The sequence below is a fragment of the Micromonospora sp. GCM10011542 genome (assembly GCF_042650685.1).
Classification (GTDB): Bacteria; Actinomycetota; Actinomycetes; order Mycobacteriales; family Micromonosporaceae; genus Micromonospora.
Genome location: NZ_JBHSBO010000061.1, coordinates 241,773 through 259,255 on the forward strand (window position 1 = coordinate 241,773; position 17,483 = coordinate 259,255).

Here is a 17,483-nt window from a genome sequence, read left to right on the forward strand (position 1 = left end):
AGCACCGCGTGAGCGCGAGCAGTCTGCTGGTCGACAACATCGGGGAGCTGGTCACCAACGGCCCCGGCGAGGGACCGCTGGGCATCCGCCGGGACGCCGCGGTGCTCGTCGAGGAGGGGCGGGTGGCGTGGGTGGGCCCGGCGGCGTACGCGCCGGCCGCCGACCGGCGGATCGACGCCGGAGGGGCCGCCGTACTGCCGGGCTTCGTGGACAGCCACGCCCACCTGGTCTTCGCAGGTGACCGGGCCGCCGAGTTCGCCGCCCGGATGGCCGGCGAGCCCTACACCGGCGGCGGCATCCGGACCACGGTCGGCGCCACCCGGGCCGCCTCCGACGACGAGCTGCGGGCCACCGTGCGCCGGCTGCGCGGCGAGGCGCTGCGCCAGGGCACCACCACCATGGAGATCAAGAGTGGGTACGGGCTGACTGTCGCCGACGAGGCCCGGTCGCTGCGGATCGCCGCCGAGACCAGCTCCGAGACCACCTTCCTCGGCGCGCACGTGGTGCCCGCCGAGTACGCCGATCGCCCGGACGACTACGTGGGGCTGGTCTGCGGTCCGATGCTGGCCGCCGCCGCGCCGTACGCCAGATGGGTCGACGTGTTCTGCGAACGGGGCGCCTTCGACGTCGACCACGCCCGGGCCATCCTGGCCTGCGGTCAGGCGGCGGGGCTGGGCGTGCGGGTGCACGCCAACCAGCTCGGCCCCGGCCCGGGTGTCCAGCTCGGGGTGGAGCTGGGCGCGGCCAGTGTCGACCACTGCACGCACCTGAGCGACGCCGACGTGGACGCCCTGGCCGGCACCGCGAGCACCGACGGCTCGGGTACGCACACCGTGGCCACTCTGCTGCCCGGTGCCGAGTTCTCCACCCGCTCGCCGTACCCGGACGCCCGCCGGCTGCTCGACGCCGGCGTCACCGTGGCGCTGGCGACCGACTGCAACCCGGGCTCGTCGTACACCTCGTCGATGCCGTTCTGCCTCGCCCTCGCCGTCCGTGAGATGCGGATGACCCCGGCGGAGGCGCTGTGGGCGGCGACCGCCGGCGGGGCGCGGGCGCTGCGCCGCGACGACATCGGCGTGCTCACCCCCGGCGCGCGGGCCGACCTGGTCGTCCTCGACGCGCCGTCGTACCTGCATCTGGCCTACCGGCCCGGTGTTCCACTGATCCGCCAGGTTCTGCACAACGGAGTTTCGCAATGACGATCGTGACCATCCAACCCACCGGAATCTCCGCCGCAGACGTGCTCGCCGTGGCCCGCGACAGCGCCACGGTCGCCCTCGACCCGGCCACCGTCGACGCGATGGCGACCAGCCGCGCGATCGTGGACGGCATCGAGGCGGCCGGCCGACCCGTGTACGGCGTGTCGACCGGGTTCGGGGCGCTGGCGAACACCTTCGTCGCGCCGGAGCGCCGGGCCGAGCTGCAGCACGCGCTGATCCGCTCGCACGCCGCCGGCGTGGGCGCCCCGATGCCGCGCGAGGTGGTCCGGGCGATGATGCTCCTGCGCGTACGCTCCCTCGCGCTCGGCCGCTCCGGGGTCCGCCCGCTGGTCGCCGAGGCGCTTGTCGACCTGCTCAACCACGACATCACGCCGTGGGTGCCGGAGCACGGTTCGCTGGGCGCCTCGGGTGACCTGGCGCCGCTGGCGCACTGCGCGCTGGTACTGCTGGGTGAGGGTTGGGTGCTCGGCCCGGCCGGCGAGCGGGTGGACGCGGCCGACGCGCTGCGCGCCGCCGGGCTCAAGCCGATCGAGCTGGCCGCCAAGGAGGGGCTGGCGCTGATCAACGGCACCGACGGCATGCTCGGCATGCTGCTGCTGGCCATCCACGACGCGGCGCACCTGTTCGCGATGGCCGACGTGACCGCCGCGCTCTCCATCGAGGCGATGCTCGGCTCGGAGCGGCCGTTCCTGCCGGAACTGCACGCGATCCGGCCGCACCCCGGTCAGTCGGCGTCGGCGGCGAACATCCACCGTCTGCTGCAGGACTCCCGGGTGATGGACTCGCACCGCGACGACCTGGCGCACGCGGTGCAGGACGCGTACTCGATGCGGTGCGCCCCGCAGGTTGCCGGCGCGGCCCGGGACACCCTGGACTTCGTCCGCACGGTCGCCGGCCGGGAGCTGGTGTCCGTGGTGGACAACCCGGTGGTGCTGCCCGACGGGCGGGTCGAGTCGACCGGCAACTTCCACGGCGCGCCGCTGGGCTTCGCCGCGGACTTCCTGGCCATCGCCGCCGCTGAGGTGGGCGCGATCGCCGAGCGCCGGGTGGACCGGCTGCTCGACGTGGCCCGCAACCGGGAGCTGCCGGCGTTCCTCTCCCCCGACGCCGGGGTGAACTCCGGGCTGATGATCGCCCAGTACACGGCGGCCGGCATCGTCGCGGAGAACCGCCGGCTGGCCGCGCCGGCGTCGGTGGACTCGCTGCCCACCAGCGGCATGCAGGAGGACCACGTCTCGATGGGCTGGGCGGCGGCCAAGAAGCTGCGGACCGTGCTGGACAACCTGACCAGCCTGCTCGCCGTGGAGCTGCTCGCCGGCGTACGTGGGTTGCAGCTGCGGGCCCCGCTGGAGCCCTCGCCGGCCGGCCGGGCCGCCGTGGCCGCGCTGGGCGGGTTCGCTGGCGAGCCGGGCCCGGACGTGTTCCTGGCCCCGGTGATGGAGGCGGCGCGCGCCGTCCTGGCCGGACCGGAGCTGCGCGCCGCCATCGAACGTGAGGTCGGCCCGCTGGGCTGACCTCCGCGGGGTAGCTGCCGTCCGCCGCGGGTCAGGCGGCGGGCGGCAGCACCTTCGTCGGCGCTGTCGGCGGGTGCTGCTAGCGTTCGCCGCCGTGGAACCCGAGGAGCAGGAGCTCGACGAGCAGATCCGGAACTTCGTCCGCCGCCAGGTGGCGCTGGCCGAGCTGCCGGCCGCCGCCATCGCCGGTGAGACGGTGGCGTACCTGAAGGACGAGGCGTCGCCGGCGGAGATTGAGGCCCGCGCCTGGCCGGTGGTGATCGAGGAGCTGACCCGGCACCTCGCGGAACAGGCGCACTGGCCGGAGGTGACCGACAGCGACCGGCTCACCGCGGCGTTCCGGGCGCTCACCGCCGCCGGTGTGGTCGCCCGGGAGGACTTCACCTGCTGCCAGAACTGCGGCGTGCACGAGATCGGCGCGGACGTGCCGCGCACGATCGAACCGCGCGGCTACGCCTTCTACCACCGGCAGGACGCCGAACGCGTGGCGGCCGGCTCGCCCGTCTTCGTCAACTACGGGGCGTTCGACGGCGCGACGGCAGCGGAGATCGGTGCGGAGGTGGCGAACGCGCTGCGCGCCGAGGGGCTGACCGTCCACTGGAACGGCGACACCGCCAGCCGGATCCAGGTCCCGATGGCGTGGCGCCGGCGCCGGGTGGGCCGGCTCGCCGCCGTGCCACCCACGCCGGACGACGACGTCGAGGTCGACGTGGAGCTGCTCGGCGGCTGGGCCGGGCCACACTCCCCGGGCGACGGGCCGGCATCCGCCGGCCGGCTCACCGCGCTGCACCTGCCCTGGTTGCCGGCCGCCGTCCGGGTGCGGCTGAGCTGGGCGGGCCGGTCGGTAGAGGTCCGACGCGAGGGCGACACGCTGGTGGGTACGTACGCCGAACCGGGTGGGCCCGAGCTGACCGTGGGCCGGTACGACGGCACGAACCTCGTCCGGCGGCTGCGCGGCCTGCCACCGGGCGCCGTGCCGGACCGCACCCCCGCGGGGTTCGTGGAGGTGAACGCCGACCACGTCGGGGGCGCCGACCGGGGCGTGCCGATGGACCTGGCGGAGGTGCTGGTCCTGCTGCGCGGGATGCGTCCGCTGAGCTACGACTTCCTCACCTGCGTCGGCCGGTCCGGCGGGTGCGTGCAGACCACCTGGGAGCCGAAGGGGCTGTGGGTGGAGGAGCTGGACACGACGGCGGTCGTCTCGGTGGGCCGATTCGCGACCCTGACCGAAGTCGAACAGGTGCTCACCACGCTGGCGATGGAGGACCGGGTGGCCGTCCGGGAACTCGGCGGCCACCTGACCACCTTGCACCTGGGTTGACCGGCGGGCCGGCCCGGCGGGGCAGGGACGGTCAGGCCGGCGGCAGCACCTTGGCCACCAGCTTGGCCAGCTCGCGCAGCGCCTTGCCGCGGTGGCTGATCGCGTCCTTCTCCGCCGGGGTCAGCTCGGCGTTGGTCCGGTCCTGCCCGTCGCCCAGGAAGATCGGGTCGTAGCCGAACCCGCCGTCGCCGCGCGGGGCACGCAGCAGCCGGCCGGACTGCCGGCCGTCGACGAGGTGCTCCTTGCCGCCCGGCAGCACCAGCGCCACCGTGCAGACGAAGGAGGCGGCCCGGTGCTCGTCGGACAGGTCGGCGATCTGGTCCAGCACCAGTTGGAAGTTGGCCTGGTCGTCGCCGTGCCGGCCCGCCCAGCGGGCGCTGAACACGCCTGGCATGCCGCTCAGCGCGTCCACGGCCAGCCCGGAGTCGTCGGCGATGGTGGGCAGGCCCGTCCGCCGGAAGCCCTCACGCGCCTTGATCAGGGCGTTCTCGCCGAAGGTCAGGCCGGTCTCCGGCAGCTCGGCGTACTCCTCGACGTCGTCCAGACCGAGCAGGGCGACCCGGTGCGCGCCGAGCGCGCCGTCCAGGATCCGCTGGAGCTCCACCAGCTTCTTACGGTTGCGGGTGGCGAGCAGGATCTTGTTCATGAGAGCGCCTTCCGCTGGGCTTCGGCCAACTCCGCGCAGCCGGCGACGGCCAGGTCGAGCAGGGCGTCGAGCTGGTCCCGGGCGAACACGCCCGCCTCACCGGTGCCCTGCACCTCGACGAAGTCCCCGGTGCCGGTGCAGACGACGTTCATGTCCACCTCGGCCGCCACGTCCTCGTCGTAGCAGAGGTCGAGGCGCGCCTCGCCGGCGATGACGCCGACGCTGACCGCGGCCACCGACCGGTGCATGACCTTCTCCGGCTTGCCCGCGAGGGCTTTGCGGGCGGCCAGCCAGCCGACCGCGTCGTGCAACGCCACGTACGCGCCGGTGATCGCGGCGGTCCGGGTGCCGCCGTCGGCCTGGAGCACGTCGCAGTCGAGCACGATCGAGTTCTCGCCGAGGGCCTTGAGGTCGATGCTGGCGCGCAGACTGCGACCGACCAGCCGGGAGATCTCGTGGGTCCGGCCGCCGACCCGGCCCTTGACGCTCTCCCGGTCGGAGCGGGTGTTGGTGGCCCGGGGCAGCATCGCGTACTCGGCGGTCACCCAGCCGAGCCCCGAACCCTTGCGCCAGCGGGGCACCCCCTCGGTGACGCTGGCCGTGCAGAGCACCCGGGTGCCGCCGAACTCGACGAGCACCGAGCCTTCCGGGTGGGTGCTCCATCCCCGGGTCAGTGTCACCGGTCGGAGTTGATCGGGCATTCGCCCGTCAGGTCGCGCCATGCCTGCACCCTATGCGGTGCCACGACCGGCCGGTTCCACCGGTGCCCCGACCGGCACGGCCGCAGCCCGGCGCAGGGCTGCTCCGCGCCCTGCCGTTGGGGCAAGGGCCAGCACGACTCCATCACGTGCCGCTGGCCGACCTGGCCACTCCCGCACCCAGGTCACACGTCGTAGCTGGCGCCGGCCCGGACCACCTCGACCGGCCCGCCGTACGCGGCGGCGGCGGCCTCCAGAGTGTCCGACTCGCTGCCCCAGGCCGCCACCAGGTGGGTCAGCAGCAGCCGGCCCACCGCGGCCTTGGTCGCCGCCTCACCGGCCTCGCGGCCGGTCAGGTGCAGGTCGGGTGGGTTGTCCACGCCGTCGAGGTAGCTGGCCTCGCAGAGGAACACGTCGGCGCTCTGGGCCAGCCGCAGCAGCGCGTCGCAGGGCGCGGTGTCCGACGAGTAGCAGAGCGACCGGCCGCCGTGCTCCAGCCGGACGCCGTACGTCTCGACCGGGTGGTTGACCCGGTCCACGGTGACCGTGAACGGGCCGATCGGGAAGGTGCCCGGCTGGAGGCCGTAGAACTGGTACACGTCCTCGACGGTGCCGTCGTCGCCGTACGCGGCGCTGAGCCGGTCCGGTGCGCCGGAGGGCGCGTACACCGGCAGCGCCGGGTAGGGGCCGTCCGGGGCGTACCGGCGGACCACCACGTACGACACGGCGTCGAGGATGTGGTCGCAGTGCAGGTGGGTCAGCAGGATCGCGTCCGGCGCGTGCAGGCCGGCGTAGCGCTGCAGGCTGGACAGCGAACCGGAGCCGAAGTCGACCAGGAGGCGGAAGCCCTCGGCCTCGACCAGGTAGGCCGAACACGGGGACTCGGGGCCGGGAAAACTGCCGGCGCAACCCAGAACGGTCAGTCGCATCGGGTCGTCTCGCCGTCACTGTCAGTAGCGCCTCGGTTGGCGAAGAATCGGCTCATGATCTCTACCGACGCGTACGCCACGCTGCGCAGCCTACGCTGGCGCACCCGGCGGCAAGAATCATCCGGTGGAAGTTGTCACCAACGTGACATCCACTCACACAGCCCCTGGCAGCACCCCGGGCCGCCGGCGCGCACGCCGACGGCCCGACGGGCCGAACCAGGCCGGTCAGGCCCAGAGCTGGCCCTCCAGAGCGTCCTCGGCATCGACCAGCGTGCCGCCGTACGCGCCCGTGGAGAGGTACTTCCAGCCGCCGTCGCAGACCACGAAGGCGACGTCCGCGCCGCGGCCGTCCCGGACCGCCTCGTGCGCCACCGCCAGCGCGGCGTGCAGGATGGCGCCGGTGGAGAAACCGGCGAAGATGCCCTCGACCTCGACGAGCTGCCGGGTACGCAGCACCGCGTCCCGTGTGCTGACGGAGAAGCGCCGGGAGAGCACCGAGGCGTCGTAGAGCTCCGGCACGTACCCCTCGTCGATGTTGCGCAGGCCGTAGACCACCTCGCCGTAACGCGGCTCGGCGGCGACGACCTGGATGCCCTCGACCTTCTCCCGCAGGTAGCGCCCGGTGCCCATCAGGGTGCCCGTGGTGCCCAGCCCGGCCACGAAGTGCGTGATGGTGGGCAGGTCGTGCAGCAGCTCCGGCCCGGTGGTCTCGTAGTGCGCCCGGGCGTTGGCCTCGTTGCCGTACTGGTAGAGCATCACCCAGTCCGGGTGCTCGGCCGAGATTTGCTTCGCGGTGGCGACGGCCTGGTTGGAACCACCGGCCGCCGGCGAAAAGATGATCTCCGCGCCGTACATCCGGAGCAGCTGGATCCGTTCGGTGGAGACGTTCTCCGGCATCACGCAGACCAGCCGGTAGCCGCGCAGCTTGGCGACCATGGCCAGCGAGATGCCGGTGTTGCCGCTGGTCGGCTCCAGGATGGTGTCCCCCGGCCGGAGCCGGCCGGACTCCTCCGCGGCGCGCACCATGAACAGCGCGGCCCGGTCCTTGATGCTGCCGGTGGGGTTGCGGTCCTCCAGCTTGGCCCAGAGCCGCACCGGCGGCGCCCCGGCGGGCACCGTCGGGGAGAGCCGGGGCAGACCCACGAGCGGGGTGCCGCCGCACGCGTCGAGCAGACTGTCGTACCGCGCCATGGCGACCGCCCTCAGCGACGGGCTACGGCGTGCGCGCTGATCGCCGCTGCCGCGGCGAAGCCGAACGCGCCACCGGCCACCGCGGGCAGGATGGTCACGCTGTCGCCGTCGGAGAGCTTCGCGTCCAGTGCGCCGAGAAAGCGGACGTCCTCGTCGTTGACGTAGACGTTGACGAAACGGTGCAGCGCGCCGGTCTCGGTGACCAGCCGGCCACGCAGGCCCGCGTGCCGCGAGTCCAAGTCGGCGAGCAGCTCACCCAGGGTGTCGCCGCTGCCGTCGACGACCTTCGCGCCGCCGGTGTAGCTGCGCAGGATGGTGGGGATGCGAACTTCGATGGCCATGATGCCGTACTCCTCGATCAGGTGTGCCTACGGGAACGGGACGGGAATGAACGGACGCTGACGGTTCAGCGGCCGGAACACTCGTAGTCGACCGTCGCCGGGCTCTGCCCGAACATGTACGACTGGACGGCGTGCGGGTCCACCACGGCGTCCACGACCCGGACCGGCTCCTCGGTCACCACGCCGTCGACGATCCGGAACGAACGGATCTCCTCCGTGTCCGACTCACGGGTGGAAACGAGCAGGTAGTGCGCGCCCGGCTCGCCGGCGAAGGAGATGTCCGTGCGGGACGGGTACGCCTCGGTCGCGGTGTGCGAGTGGTAGATGACCACGGGCTCCTCGTCCCGGTCGTCCATCTCCCGCCACACCCGCAACTGCTCCATCGAGTCGAACTCGTAGAACGTCATCGAACGCGCGGCGTTGTCCATCGGGATGTGCCGGGTCGGGGTGTCGCTGCCGACGGGACCGGCGACCACGCCGCACGCCTCGTCGGGGTGGTCCCGGCGCGCGTGGGCGACGATCGCGTCGATGATCGACCGGTCGATGCTCAGCACGTGCTCCAGCCTAACGCCTGCGCGGCGCGGGCTTGAAGTGGCGACGGTCACGACTAGTCGATCAAGGCGTTGAGCAGGGACTCCTGCAGATAGCCGAGATAGGCGTAGACCGACAGTTGGAACACCCGGCTGGAGCCCGGGTCCTCGGCGACCGCGTCGTCCAGTTCCTCGCCGAGGTCCGTGCCGTCCTTGATCTCCAACCGGACGCCCATCGCCAGCCGCGCGTCGTTGAGCGCGCGCAGCCACGCCTCCGCCGCCTCGGCGTCCAGCCGCACCTCGCCGCCGGCCTCCTCGGGCAGCGCCGCCAGGATGGCTCCGGCCTGGTCGATCTTCGCGGTCTTCAGGTCGCCCTCGGTGTAGCGGCGGAACTCGGCGGTGGTGGCCGCGTCGTCCGGGTAGACCGCCGGGAAGAGCCGGCCGACGACCGGGTCGGTGTGGTCGAAGCCGTCGGTGAGCAGGCCGACCACCTCGGAGGCCACCTTGCGCAGCACGCGGACCTCGTCCACGGCGAAGGTGGCGACGTACCGGCCGGCCTGACGATGGAACATGCTCACGACCTGTCCACCGTCGCCCAGAGCCCGTACGCGTGCAGCTGCGACGCGTCGTGTTCCATCCGCTCCCGGGCGCCGGTGGAGACCACGGCGCGGCCCTTGTGGTGCACGTCCAGCATGAGCTGCTCGGCCCTTTCCCGGCTGTAGCCGAACAACTTCTGGAAGACCCAGGTCACGTACGTCATCAGGTTGACCGGGTCGTCCCACACGATCGTCACCCACTGCCGGTCGGACGCCGGCACCTCGTCGGTGTCCGGCGTCTCGACCGGTGCAACCTGCGGAGCCGCCATGCCCCCCATCGTGCCACCGGTTTCCCGGAACCGAGGAACCGGAACGCCGGCCCGGCGCGGATCACCGGCACGGGCCGCCACCGACCGGCACCGGTCACCCCCGGCGAGGGCCCGGTGCGGCGCTGCCGGCCGGGCGCCGCCGACGCCGACGCCGACGCCGTCAGGCGAGCAGGATGCCGTGGTCGAGTGCATCGGAGAGCACCGCGTGCAGCGAGAGCCGGATCACCTCGAACCGCCGGGAGACCTCCCGGGACAGCTCCAGCTCGACCTCCCGCAGCGCCCGCTGGGCCCAGGCCCGGGCCGCGTTCGGATCGTCGTTGCCGGGGCTGCGCCATTGCTGCCAGCACCCACCGGAGAGCGCCACCGCGACCGGCGGGAGCACCTCGGCGCGGGCCGCCGCCGGATAGCCGGCCAGCGCGTCGATCGCCTCCGCGCGGGTCAGCCCGGCCACCCCGGCCGTACTGGTGATCAACAACACCCGGTCAAGGTCGCGCCCGGACCGGTGGTCGGTCAGCCCGTACTGCACCGCGTTGGCGATCCGACGCAGCACGCCCTCGGCCGGCGGCGCTCCCAGCACCCGCGCGGCGGCTTCCGACACGATGCCGCGTACCGCCTGGTCGCACTGGGCGGTGGCCAGCAGCGACAGCGCTGCCATCTCGCGGTCCAACAGCTCCGGCAGGCCGGCGCAGCCGACTCCGAAGACGATCTCCTGGACCACCCGCAGGTGGGTGTTCGCCAACTCCAGGGCGAGGTGCTGACGGATCCGCTGCGAGCAGGAGCGGGTCTGCCGGTCCAACCGCTCGGACCAGTCTCCCGGATCGGCGGCGACCGCCACCCGGTCGTGGTGGCCCGGCAGCACCGGCGGATCGGCGCTGGCCCGGTGCAGACCCTCACCGGCAGCCCAGCCCACCAGCGCCCGGCGCAGGTCGGCGGCGGAGCCGGCCTCGTCCATCGGGAACCAGCGGGCCACGGCGAGCGCCGGCACGGCGGCGAGCAGCGCGGCGCGGTGCGCCGCCACGGTCACCGCCACCGGGTCCACCGCGGGGCCTCCGACCGGCGGGACGGACGCCCCCGCGTCCTCGGTCGTCGCCGTGCCGTCGGTCCGCGGAGGCCAGCCGGCCGCGCCGGGGGTGACCGCGAAGACCACCTCGACCCGCGTGGCGGCGACCTCGGTGAGCAGATTGAGCTCCGCGGCGGTGAACGCCTGGTCGGCGGCGATCACGAAGAGCAGCGCGCCGGCCCGGCCGACCGCGTCGAGCACCACCCGACCGCCGGCCACGCCGAGCGCGCCGGTGTCGGGCGTGTCGATCAGGGTGAAGTGCCGCAGCAGTGGCTCGGGCACGCTCAGCTCGACCCGCCGGGGCGGACGGGCCAGCGCTGGACCGGCCGCGTCCCGGTCCGCGCCGTAGGAGTGCGGCTGGCGGTAGCCCGGCACGAACGCGGCCCGGGTCGGCACCTTGGCGTGCCGCACCACCAGCCAGCTGCCCGTCGGCACGGTGAGCATCACCGGGTCGAGCCCGAGCAGGGTGGCGAGCACCGCGCGCCGGTCGGCGCCGGCCGGCCCGACGGCGACCACGCCGAGCGGCTCGTCCGGCGCCGGGCGGGTCACCCCGACCCGGGTGGGCAACGGGCCGCAGTGCGGCAGGTCGGCTGGGCCGGCCATGTCGTCGGTGGCGTCGAACGAGGGGAGAGGACCCGGCTTCATCGCAGGCGGCCTCCCGTGGCAGGCGACCGGCGACGACCGGCCGCGTGGAATCATCCGGTGATGACACCCGGATGCCGGAAGAGTACGGGCGACCCGGGCCCCCGGCGGAACACTTCGGATACTCACCAGTAATGACGAGATTACTCAACTTCGCTGCGTAACGGTACACGCGCCGACAGGTTTCGATGGATATGCTGCCCGGATGAGTCGGTGGAAGTTCGTCGGCCGGTCGGACGAGCTCAACCGCCTGCTGTCGGCGGTGACCGGAGTGACCGGGCGGGGGCTCTTCTTCAGCGGCAGCGCGGGCATCGGCAAGAGCCGGCTGCTGCGCGAGGGCGTCGCCGCGCTGCCCACCGACCGGTACGCGATCTGGTCCATCGCGGCCAGCGCCACCACCGCGGCGCTGCCGTTCGGCGGCCTGGTGCAGGTCCTCCCCGCCGAACAGCCGCAGGGCCTCTCCCCCGCCGGCATCCTGCGCTGGGCTCTGGACGTGCTGCAACAGCAGGCGGCCGGCCGCCGGATCGTGCTCGCCATCGACGACGCCCACCTGCTCGACCCGCCCTCGGCGGCGCTGGTGCACCTCGTCGCCCGGGCGGAGAACGCCATCGTGGTCGGCACGCTGCGCGACGGTGAGCAGATCCCGCTGCCGATCCGCGCCCTGTGGACCGACGACCTGGTCGACCAGACGGAGCTGACCCCGATGCCGCCGGCGGAGACCGCCGGCCTGCTCGCCGCGATCCTGGACGGTCCCGTCGACGCCGGCAGCGCCGACCGGCTCGGCCAACTCTCGGCCGGCAACCCACTGCTGCTGCGCGAGCTGGTGCACGCCGCCAACGGCAGCGCCGAGCTGAAACGCACGTACGGGATCTGGAAGTGGACCGGGCGGTTGGAGCTGGCGCCCAACCTGACCGACCTGATCGACACCCGGGTCGGGCAGCTCACCGACGGTGTCCGGGCCGTCCTGGAGCTGGTCGCCTTCGGCGAGCCGCTCGGCCTGCACCTGCTCAACCAGGCCGCCGACCCGGTGGACGTGGAGACCGCCGAGGAACGCGGGCTGATCACCGTGGTGCCGCACGACCGCCGGACCAACGTCCGGCTCGCGCACCCGCTCTACGGCGAGGTGATGCGCCGCCGCTGCCCGGTCAGCCGTACCCGCCGGCTCCAGGCCCGCCTCGCCGAACTGATCGAGCAGGTTGGCAAGCGCCGCCGCGACGACCTGCTGCGGGTGGCGGTGTGGCGGCTCGACTCGGGCACCGCACAGGACCCGGCGCTGCTGCTCGACGCGGCGGTGCAGGCGTTCACCCGCTACGACGTGCCGTTGGCTACCCGGCTGGCCCGCGCCGCGCTGGACGCCGACGGTGGCTCCGACGCCGCGGAACTGCTGGCCACCATCCTGATGTTCGCCGACCGGCCGGAGGAGGCGCTCGACGTGCTCGACGCGGCCGCCCCCGACGCGGGCGACGAGCGGCGGCTGTGCCGGTGGCTGACCGTACGGGGCATGGTCAGCTACTGGGGGCTGAGCCGCGAGTCCACCGTGGAGGAGATCGCCGCCCGGGCCGAGCAGCTCAACGACTCCGCCGACCGGGCCCGGGTGCACGCCTTCGAGGCGATCATGCGGCTGCACCGGCTCGACACGTCCACCGCCCTGCGGTTGAGCCAGGCCGTGCTGGACCGGCCGGCGGCCAGCGTCGCCGCCCGCGAGCTGGCCCGCTGCACCATCGCGTACCTCCAGGCCGCCCGGGGTCAGCTGCGTCGCAGCGGCACGGCGATCGTCCAGGTGCAGGCCGAGGCAGCCCGTTGGCGCACCGACATGCCGTACCTGCAACTCGCCCTGGAGCTGGCCCGGGGCACCCGGCTCACGCTGACCGGCGACCTGACCGCGATCGACGCGATCGCCGCCGACGAGTTCGCCGACCTCGCCGGCGCCGGCGACTTCCGGCTCGGCACCGGCTACCTGGCCGTCCTCCAGGCGTACGCGGCGCGGATGCGCGGGTTGAGCGACGCCGCGCTGCGGACCAGCCTGGGCGCCTGCGCGGTGCTGGCCACCAGCCGGGTCTACGCCGGCCTCGCCCAGGCCGAACGCGCCCAGGCGGCGGCGCTGCGCGGCGACGCCGCGCAGGCGACCGAGGCGATGGCCGAGGCGGACCGCACCCACGCGCCGGGCATGGCGGTGCTCTACCCGTGGCTGGAGCAGGCCCGGGGCGCGGTGCTCGCCGCCGCCGGCGACCTGCCGGGCGCGGTCAAGCAGCTCGGCGAGCTGGTCGACCGGCTGCGCGCCGACGGTTTCCACGGGCACGAGGTGCACGTCCTGCACGACCTCGTCCGGCTGGACCAGGCCGGAGCGCCGGTCGGCCCCACCTGCTCCGACGGCAGCCGGCGCACCGTGGCGCAGCGCCTCGCCGAGCTCTCCGAGCAGGTCGACGGGGTGCTGCCACCGCTGCTGGCCCGGCACGCCCGGGCCGCGGTCACCGACTCCGCCGAGGAGCTGCTCGGGGTCGCCGACGCCTACGCCGCGCTGGAGCTGACCGTGTACGCCGCCGAGGCCACCGCGATGGCCCTGCACCGCTTACGTCGACAGCGGCCCGCGGCGGCCGGCGCGGCCCGGGAACGCCTCGCCGCGCTGCTCGGTCGCTGCGACCTGATCCGCACCCCGGCGCTGCACGTCGGCGCACCGGTGCTCACCGAGCGGGAGTGGCAGGTGGCCCGCCTCGCCGCGGACGGCGCGACCAGCAGGGCCATCGCCGAGCGACTCTTCCTCTCCGCCCGCACGGTGGAGAACCACCTCCAGCGCGTCTACGCGAAGCTCGGGGTGACCGGCCGGGCGGAACTGTGGGCCGCGCTGCGGACGATCCCGGGCCACGAGGGCGGCGAAGCGGGCTGAACCTTAGGCTGGGGCGGTGAGCACCCTTCGCCCCGCGCTGCTGACCGACCACTACGAGCTGACCATGGTCAGCGCCGCGCTGCGGGACGGCACCGCCGACCGCCGCTGCGTCTTCGAGGTGTTCAGCCGCCGGCTGCCGACGGGTCGCCGCTACGGGGTGGTCGCCGGCACTGGCCGCCTGATCGACCTGATCCGCGACTTCCGGTTCGACCCGGCCGAGATCGACTTCCTGCGCCGCACCGGCGTGGTCGACGACGCGGCCGCCGCCTGGCTCGCCGAATACCGCTTCACCGGCGACATCGACGGGTACGCCGAGGGCGAGCTCTTCTTCCCCGGCTCCCCGATCCTCACCGTCTCGGGTGGCTTCGCCGAGTGCGTGGTGCTGGAGACGCTGGTGCTCTCCGTGCTCAACTACGACAGCGCGGTGGCGGCCGCGGCGGCCCGCATGGTGACCGCGGCGCGCGGACGGGCGCTGATCGAGATGGGCTCGCGGCGGGCGCACGAGGAGGCCGCCGTCGCGGCGGCCCGGGCCGCGTACCTGGCCGGCTTCCGGTTCACCTCCAACCTCGCCGCCGGGGCGCGCTACGGCATCCCCACCGCCGGCACCGCGGCGCACGCGTTCACCCTGCTGCACGACGACGAGCGGGCCGCGTTCGCCTCGCAGGTCGCCACGCTGGGCAAGGACACGACGCTGCTGGTCGACACGTACGACATCACCCAGGGCATCCGCAACGCGATCGCGGTGGCCGGCCCGGATCTGCGCGCGATCCGGATCGACTCCGGTGACCTGGCCGTCATCGCCCAGCAGTCGCGAGAACTCCTGGACTCGCTGGGCGCCACCGAAACCAAGATCATCGTCTCCGGCGACCTGGACGAGTACTCGATCGCCGCGCTGGCCGCCGAGCCGGTGGACATGTACGGCGCGGGCACGTCCGTGGTCACCGGCTCCGGGGCACCCACCGTCGGGCTGGTCTACAAGCTGGTCGAGGTCGAGGGACGCCCGGTGGTGAAGCGCTCCGAGCACAAGGCGACCATCGGCGGCCGGAAGGTGGCGGTCCGCCGGCACAAGCCGACCGGCACCGCCACCGAGGAGATCATCGTCCCGCAGGGCGTACCGGACCGGCAGCCCAACGACCGGCTGCTCCAGCGCTCGTTCGTGGTCGAGGGCGAGCCGGTGCCGCTGCCCACCCTCGACGAGTCCCGGGAACACCTGCGCGAGTGCCTGATCTCCATCCCCTGGGAGGGCCTGAAGCTCTCCGCCGGCGACCCGGCCGTGCCGGTCACCGTCGTACCCGCCGACTGAGAACTGCCGGCGCGGACCCGACCCGAACGAGAGGAGCACCCGGTGAGCAGTGCGCTGATCATCGTCGACGTGCAGAACGACTTCTGCGAGGGCGGCTCGCTGGCCGTCGGGGGCGGTGCCGGGGTGGCCGCCGGTGTCTCCCGGCTGCTCGCCGCCGAGCCCGACCGGTGGGCGCACGTCGTCGCCACCAAGGACTACCACGTCGACCCGGGGGCCCACTTCGGTGATCCGCCCGACTTCGTGGAGTCCTGGCCCCGGCACTGTGTGGTCGGCACCAGCGGCTCCGAGTTCCACCCCGACCTGGACACCGGCCGGATCGAGGCGATCTTCCACAAGGGCGAGCACGCGGCGGCGTACTCGGGGTTCGAGGGGCACGCCGACGATGGTGAGTGCCTGGCCGACTGGCTGCGCCGGCACGGCGTGGACCGGGTGGAACTGGTCGGCATCGCCACCGACCACTGCGTCCGCGCCACCGCGCTGGACGCGGCCCGGGAGGGCTTCGCCACCACCGTGCTGCTGGACCTGACCGCCGGAGTCGCCGCGCCGACCACCGACGTGGCCCTGCGATCGATGGAGGGCGCCGGGGTGACCCTGCGGGGCGAGCCTGTGATCAGGGCCGCATGAGCCGTTAATTCGTTGGTGGTTGGCGTGCCGCCGGTCGAGGATGTCGCCGGAGGTACGGACCCACGTGAACATCAAGCCTTACCGGGAGGCGCTCGCCCTCCCCGGTCTCCGGTCGCTGCTACTGGTTGCCGTGCTCGCCCGCATCCCGCTCACCGCGACCGGGGTGGCACTGACCTTCCACGTGCTGCTCGATCTCGACGGGAACTACGCGGCGGCGGGTCTGGTGGGCGCGGCCATCACCGTGGGCGCGGCGATCGGTGGGCCGCTGCTCGGGCGGCTGGTCGACCGGCGTGGTCTGCGCCCGGTGCTGGTGCTCACCGCGATCGCCGAGGCGGTGTTCTGGGCCACCGCGCCCTCGCTGCCGTACACGCTGCTGCTGCCGGCCGCCTTCGTGGCCGGCTCGCTCGCCCTGCCCATCTTCTCGGTGGTCCGCCAGTCGATCGCCGCGCTGGTCCCGGCGGACCAACGCCGGCCGGCGTACGCGCTGGACTCGATGTCGGTGGAGCTCTCCTTCATCGTGGGTCCGGCGCTGGCAGTGGCCCTGGTCACGGCGATTTCCGCGCGGACCACCCTCTACCTGGTCGGTGGGGGGATCGTCGCCGCCGGAATCGCCCTCTGGGTGCTCAACCCGTCGGTCCGCAGCGCCGACGAGCCGACGGGACCGCAGCGGCGGGTGCCCCGCCGGGAGTGGCTGACGCCGCGGCTGCTCGCCGTGCTGGCCGTCAGCACCGCGGCCACGCTGGTCCTGGGCGGCACCGACGTGGCGGTGATCGCGGTCCTGCGGGCCAGCGGCGACATCGGCTGGACGGGCGCGGTGCTGGCCGGCTGGGCGGTCGCTTCACTGGCCGGCGGCTTCGCCTATGGCGCCGCCCACCGGTCCTTCTCGCCGTTGGCACTGATGGCCGCGCTCAGCCTCTGCACCATCCCGGTCGGGTTGGGCGGGGCGCACTGGTGGCTGCTCTGCCTCGCGTTGATCCCGGCCGGGGCGCTCTGCGCGCCGACCATCGCGGCCACTTCCGACGCGGTCAGCCGACTGGCCCCGGCCGAGGTACGCGGTGAGGCGATGGGCCTGCACGGCTCGGCGGTCACCGTCGGCATCGCGGTCGGCGCCCCGCTGTCCGGCGCGGTGATCGACGCCAGGACGCCGGCCTGGGGCTTCGTGGTGACCGGGGCGCTGGGTGCGCTGGTCGCCCTCGTCGTGCTCCCGATCGAGCTGCGCCGCCGTCGCTCGGCAGCGGCGGCCCTGTCGGCACCCGTCTCGCCGGCTCCCGAGACCGACCTCACGCCCGCCACCCACTGATCGCCGCCGGAGCCCGACACGCTGCGACCACGGCGATCCCCGTTCGCCCGGCCACGCGGGGCTGACTCGCGGCACGCCCGAACCTCCAGCACACCGGCTTGTCCCGCCCGGGCGCCCCGGCCATTACCGCCGCCACCGCACCACCACGCGCCGGTCGCCCTGGCGCCGGCAAGGACCGCCGCGAAGCAGCACATGCCCGCCATGCCAACCTCCCGGCACCCGCCTCCCCCGCCCGGTCACCTGTCGCCCCGGCCATTACCGACGCCACCGCACCACCACGCGCCGGTCGCGCCGCCGACGGCCAGGACCGGCGTGAAGCGGCGCATGCCGAAGTGAGCGTTATGACTGTCGGTCATATTTATGGGTCTTGTGTCGTATGTGTGGGTCTCTGGTGGTCATCTTCCGGGGAGTTGGG

Annotated in this window: 16 protein-coding genes; 7 read left to right on the forward strand and 9 right to left on the reverse strand. The window is 73.8% G+C overall.

The genetic code is table 11. The features are described 5' to 3' along the window. Window positions 1-8 precede the first annotated feature (8 nt). The 3 genes from hutI (at window position 9) to ACFOW4_RS26660 (ending at window position 4,055) form a co-directional block, all read left to right on the forward strand. Complete coding sequence (gene hutI, locus ACFOW4_RS26650; protein ID WP_377532707.1) at window positions 9-1,199, forward strand: imidazolonepropionase; 1,191 nt, start codon at window positions 9-11, stop codon at window positions 1,197-1,199. Continuing rightward, window positions 1,196-2,734 carry a histidine ammonia-lyase gene (gene hutH, locus ACFOW4_RS26655; protein WP_377532709.1) on the forward strand — a complete coding sequence of 513 codons (1,539 nt, stop codon included), beginning with the start codon at window positions 1,196-1,198 and terminating at the stop codon, window positions 2,732-2,734. The genes hutI and hutH overlap by 4 nt, the downstream gene beginning before the upstream one ends. A gap of 94 nt (window positions 2,735-2,828) precedes the next feature. Further along, window positions 2,829-4,055 (forward strand): DUF6891 domain-containing protein, encoded by a 1,227-nt coding sequence (locus ACFOW4_RS26660; protein ID WP_377532711.1) that lies wholly within the window; start codon window positions 2,829-2,831, stop codon window positions 4,053-4,055. Window positions 4,056-4,086: 31 nt separating this feature from the next. Here ACFOW4_RS26660 and rdgB read toward each other — a convergent pair whose 3' ends face one another. The 9 genes from rdgB to ACFOW4_RS26705 form a co-directional block, all read right to left on the reverse strand. Then, window positions 4,087-4,701: an RdgB/HAM1 family non-canonical purine NTP pyrophosphatase gene (gene rdgB, locus ACFOW4_RS26665; protein ID WP_377532713.1), complete on the reverse strand. Its 615-nt coding sequence runs from the start codon at window positions 4,699-4,701 to the stop codon at window positions 4,087-4,089. Continuing rightward, window positions 4,698-5,423, reverse strand: a complete 726-nt coding sequence (rph, locus tag ACFOW4_RS26670; RefSeq protein WP_377532715.1) for a ribonuclease PH — start codon at window positions 5,421-5,423, stop codon at window positions 4,698-4,700. The genes rdgB and rph overlap by 4 nt, the downstream gene beginning before the upstream one ends. 161 nt (window positions 5,424-5,584) lie before the next feature. Further along, complete coding sequence (locus ACFOW4_RS26675) at window positions 5,585-6,328, reverse strand: MBL fold metallo-hydrolase (protein ID WP_377532717.1); 744 nt, start codon at window positions 6,326-6,328, stop codon at window positions 5,585-5,587. Window positions 6,329-6,553: 225 nt separating this feature from the next. Next, window positions 6,554-7,519 carry a PLP-dependent cysteine synthase family protein gene (locus ACFOW4_RS26680; protein ID WP_377532719.1) on the reverse strand — a complete coding sequence of 322 codons (966 nt, stop codon included), beginning with the start codon at window positions 7,517-7,519 and terminating at the stop codon, window positions 6,554-6,556. An 11-nt stretch (window positions 7,520-7,530) separates the two neighbouring features. Further along, on the reverse strand, window positions 7,531-7,860 hold the full coding sequence (locus ACFOW4_RS26685) for a MoaD/ThiS family protein (RefSeq protein ID WP_377532721.1): 330 nt from the start codon (window positions 7,858-7,860) through the stop codon (window positions 7,531-7,533). Between the two features lie 65 nt (window positions 7,861-7,925). Next, window positions 7,926-8,414, reverse strand: coding sequence for a Mov34/MPN/PAD-1 family protein (locus ACFOW4_RS26690; RefSeq protein WP_377532723.1), 489 nt, complete (start codon window positions 8,412-8,414; stop codon window positions 7,926-7,928). Window positions 8,415-8,467: 53 nt separating this feature from the next. After that, window positions 8,468-8,962, reverse strand: a complete 495-nt coding sequence (locus ACFOW4_RS26695) for a DUF2017 domain-containing protein (protein WP_377532725.1) — start codon at window positions 8,960-8,962, stop codon at window positions 8,468-8,470. Between the two features lie 2 nt (window positions 8,963-8,964). Continuing rightward, entirely contained in the window at window positions 8,965-9,255 is a 291-nt protein-coding gene (clpS, locus tag ACFOW4_RS26700) for an ATP-dependent Clp protease adapter ClpS (RefSeq protein ID WP_088946433.1), read from the reverse strand. 160 nt (window positions 9,256-9,415) lie between these two features. Next, window positions 9,416-10,960 carry a hypothetical protein gene (locus tag ACFOW4_RS26705; RefSeq protein ID WP_377532727.1) on the reverse strand — a complete coding sequence of 515 codons (1,545 nt, stop codon included), beginning with the start codon at window positions 10,958-10,960 and terminating at the stop codon, window positions 9,416-9,418. A 202-nt stretch (window positions 10,961-11,162) separates the two neighbouring features. Here ACFOW4_RS26705 and ACFOW4_RS26710 point away from each other — a divergent pair, with 202 nt between their 5' ends. From ACFOW4_RS26710 to ACFOW4_RS26725, 4 genes are read left to right on the forward strand one after another with little or no spacing between them, the layout of a single operon-like run. Further along, a complete protein-coding gene (locus ACFOW4_RS26710; protein WP_377532729.1) occupies window positions 11,163-13,841 on the forward strand; it encodes a LuxR C-terminal-related transcriptional regulator in 2,679 nt (892 codons plus the stop codon). Window positions 13,842-13,857: 16 nt separating this feature from the next. Next, entirely contained in the window at window positions 13,858-15,144 is a 1,287-nt protein-coding gene (locus tag ACFOW4_RS26715) for a nicotinate phosphoribosyltransferase (protein ID WP_377532731.1), read from the forward strand. A gap of 42 nt (window positions 15,145-15,186) precedes the next feature. Beyond that, entirely contained in the window at window positions 15,187-15,768 is a 582-nt protein-coding gene (locus ACFOW4_RS26720; protein ID WP_377532733.1) for an isochorismatase family protein, read from the forward strand. A 40-nt stretch (window positions 15,769-15,808) separates the two neighbouring features. Then, on the forward strand, window positions 15,809-17,068 hold the full coding sequence (locus ACFOW4_RS26725; RefSeq protein WP_377532735.1) for an MFS transporter: 1,260 nt from the start codon (window positions 15,809-15,811) through the stop codon (window positions 17,066-17,068). Window positions 17,069-17,483: the final 415 nt, after the last annotated feature.

What these genes read in the sequence shown, in the direction of transcription:
- hutH (WP_377532709.1), top strand. Translation starts at nt 1,196, where the DNA reads ATGACGATCGTGACCATCCAACCCACCGGAATCTCCGCCGCAGACGTG.
- rdgB (WP_377532713.1), bottom strand. Translation starts at nt 4,701, where the DNA reads ATGAACAAGATCCTGCTCGCCACCCGCAACCGTAAGAAGCTGGTGGAG.
- rph (WP_377532715.1), bottom strand. Translation starts at nt 5,423, where the DNA reads ATGGCGCGACCTGACGGGCGAATGCCCGATCAACTCCGACCGGTGACA.
- ACFOW4_RS26675 (WP_377532717.1), bottom strand. Translation starts at nt 6,328, where the DNA reads ATGCGACTGACCGTTCTGGGTTGCGCCGGCAGTTTTCCCGGCCCCGAG.
- ACFOW4_RS26680 (WP_377532719.1), bottom strand. Translation starts at nt 7,519, where the DNA reads ATGGCGCGGTACGACAGTCTGCTCGACGCGTGCGGCGGCACCCCGCTC.
- ACFOW4_RS26685 (WP_377532721.1), bottom strand. Translation starts at nt 7,860, where the DNA reads ATGGCCATCGAAGTTCGCATCCCCACCATCCTGCGCAGCTACACCGGC.
- ACFOW4_RS26695 (WP_377532725.1), bottom strand. Translation starts at nt 8,962, where the DNA reads ATGTTCCATCGTCAGGCCGGCCGGTACGTCGCCACCTTCGCCGTGGAC.
- clpS (WP_088946433.1), bottom strand. Translation starts at nt 9,255, where the DNA reads ATGGCGGCTCCGCAGGTTGCACCGGTCGAGACGCCGGACACCGACGAG.
- ACFOW4_RS26705 (WP_377532727.1), bottom strand. Translation starts at nt 10,960, where the DNA reads ATGAAGCCGGGTCCTCTCCCCTCGTTCGACGCCACCGACGACATGGCC.
- ACFOW4_RS26710 (WP_377532729.1), top strand. Translation starts at nt 11,163, where the DNA reads ATGAGTCGGTGGAAGTTCGTCGGCCGGTCGGACGAGCTCAACCGCCTG.
- ACFOW4_RS26725 (WP_377532735.1), top strand. Translation starts at nt 15,809, where the DNA reads ATGTCGCCGGAGGTACGGACCCACGTGAACATCAAGCCTTACCGGGAG.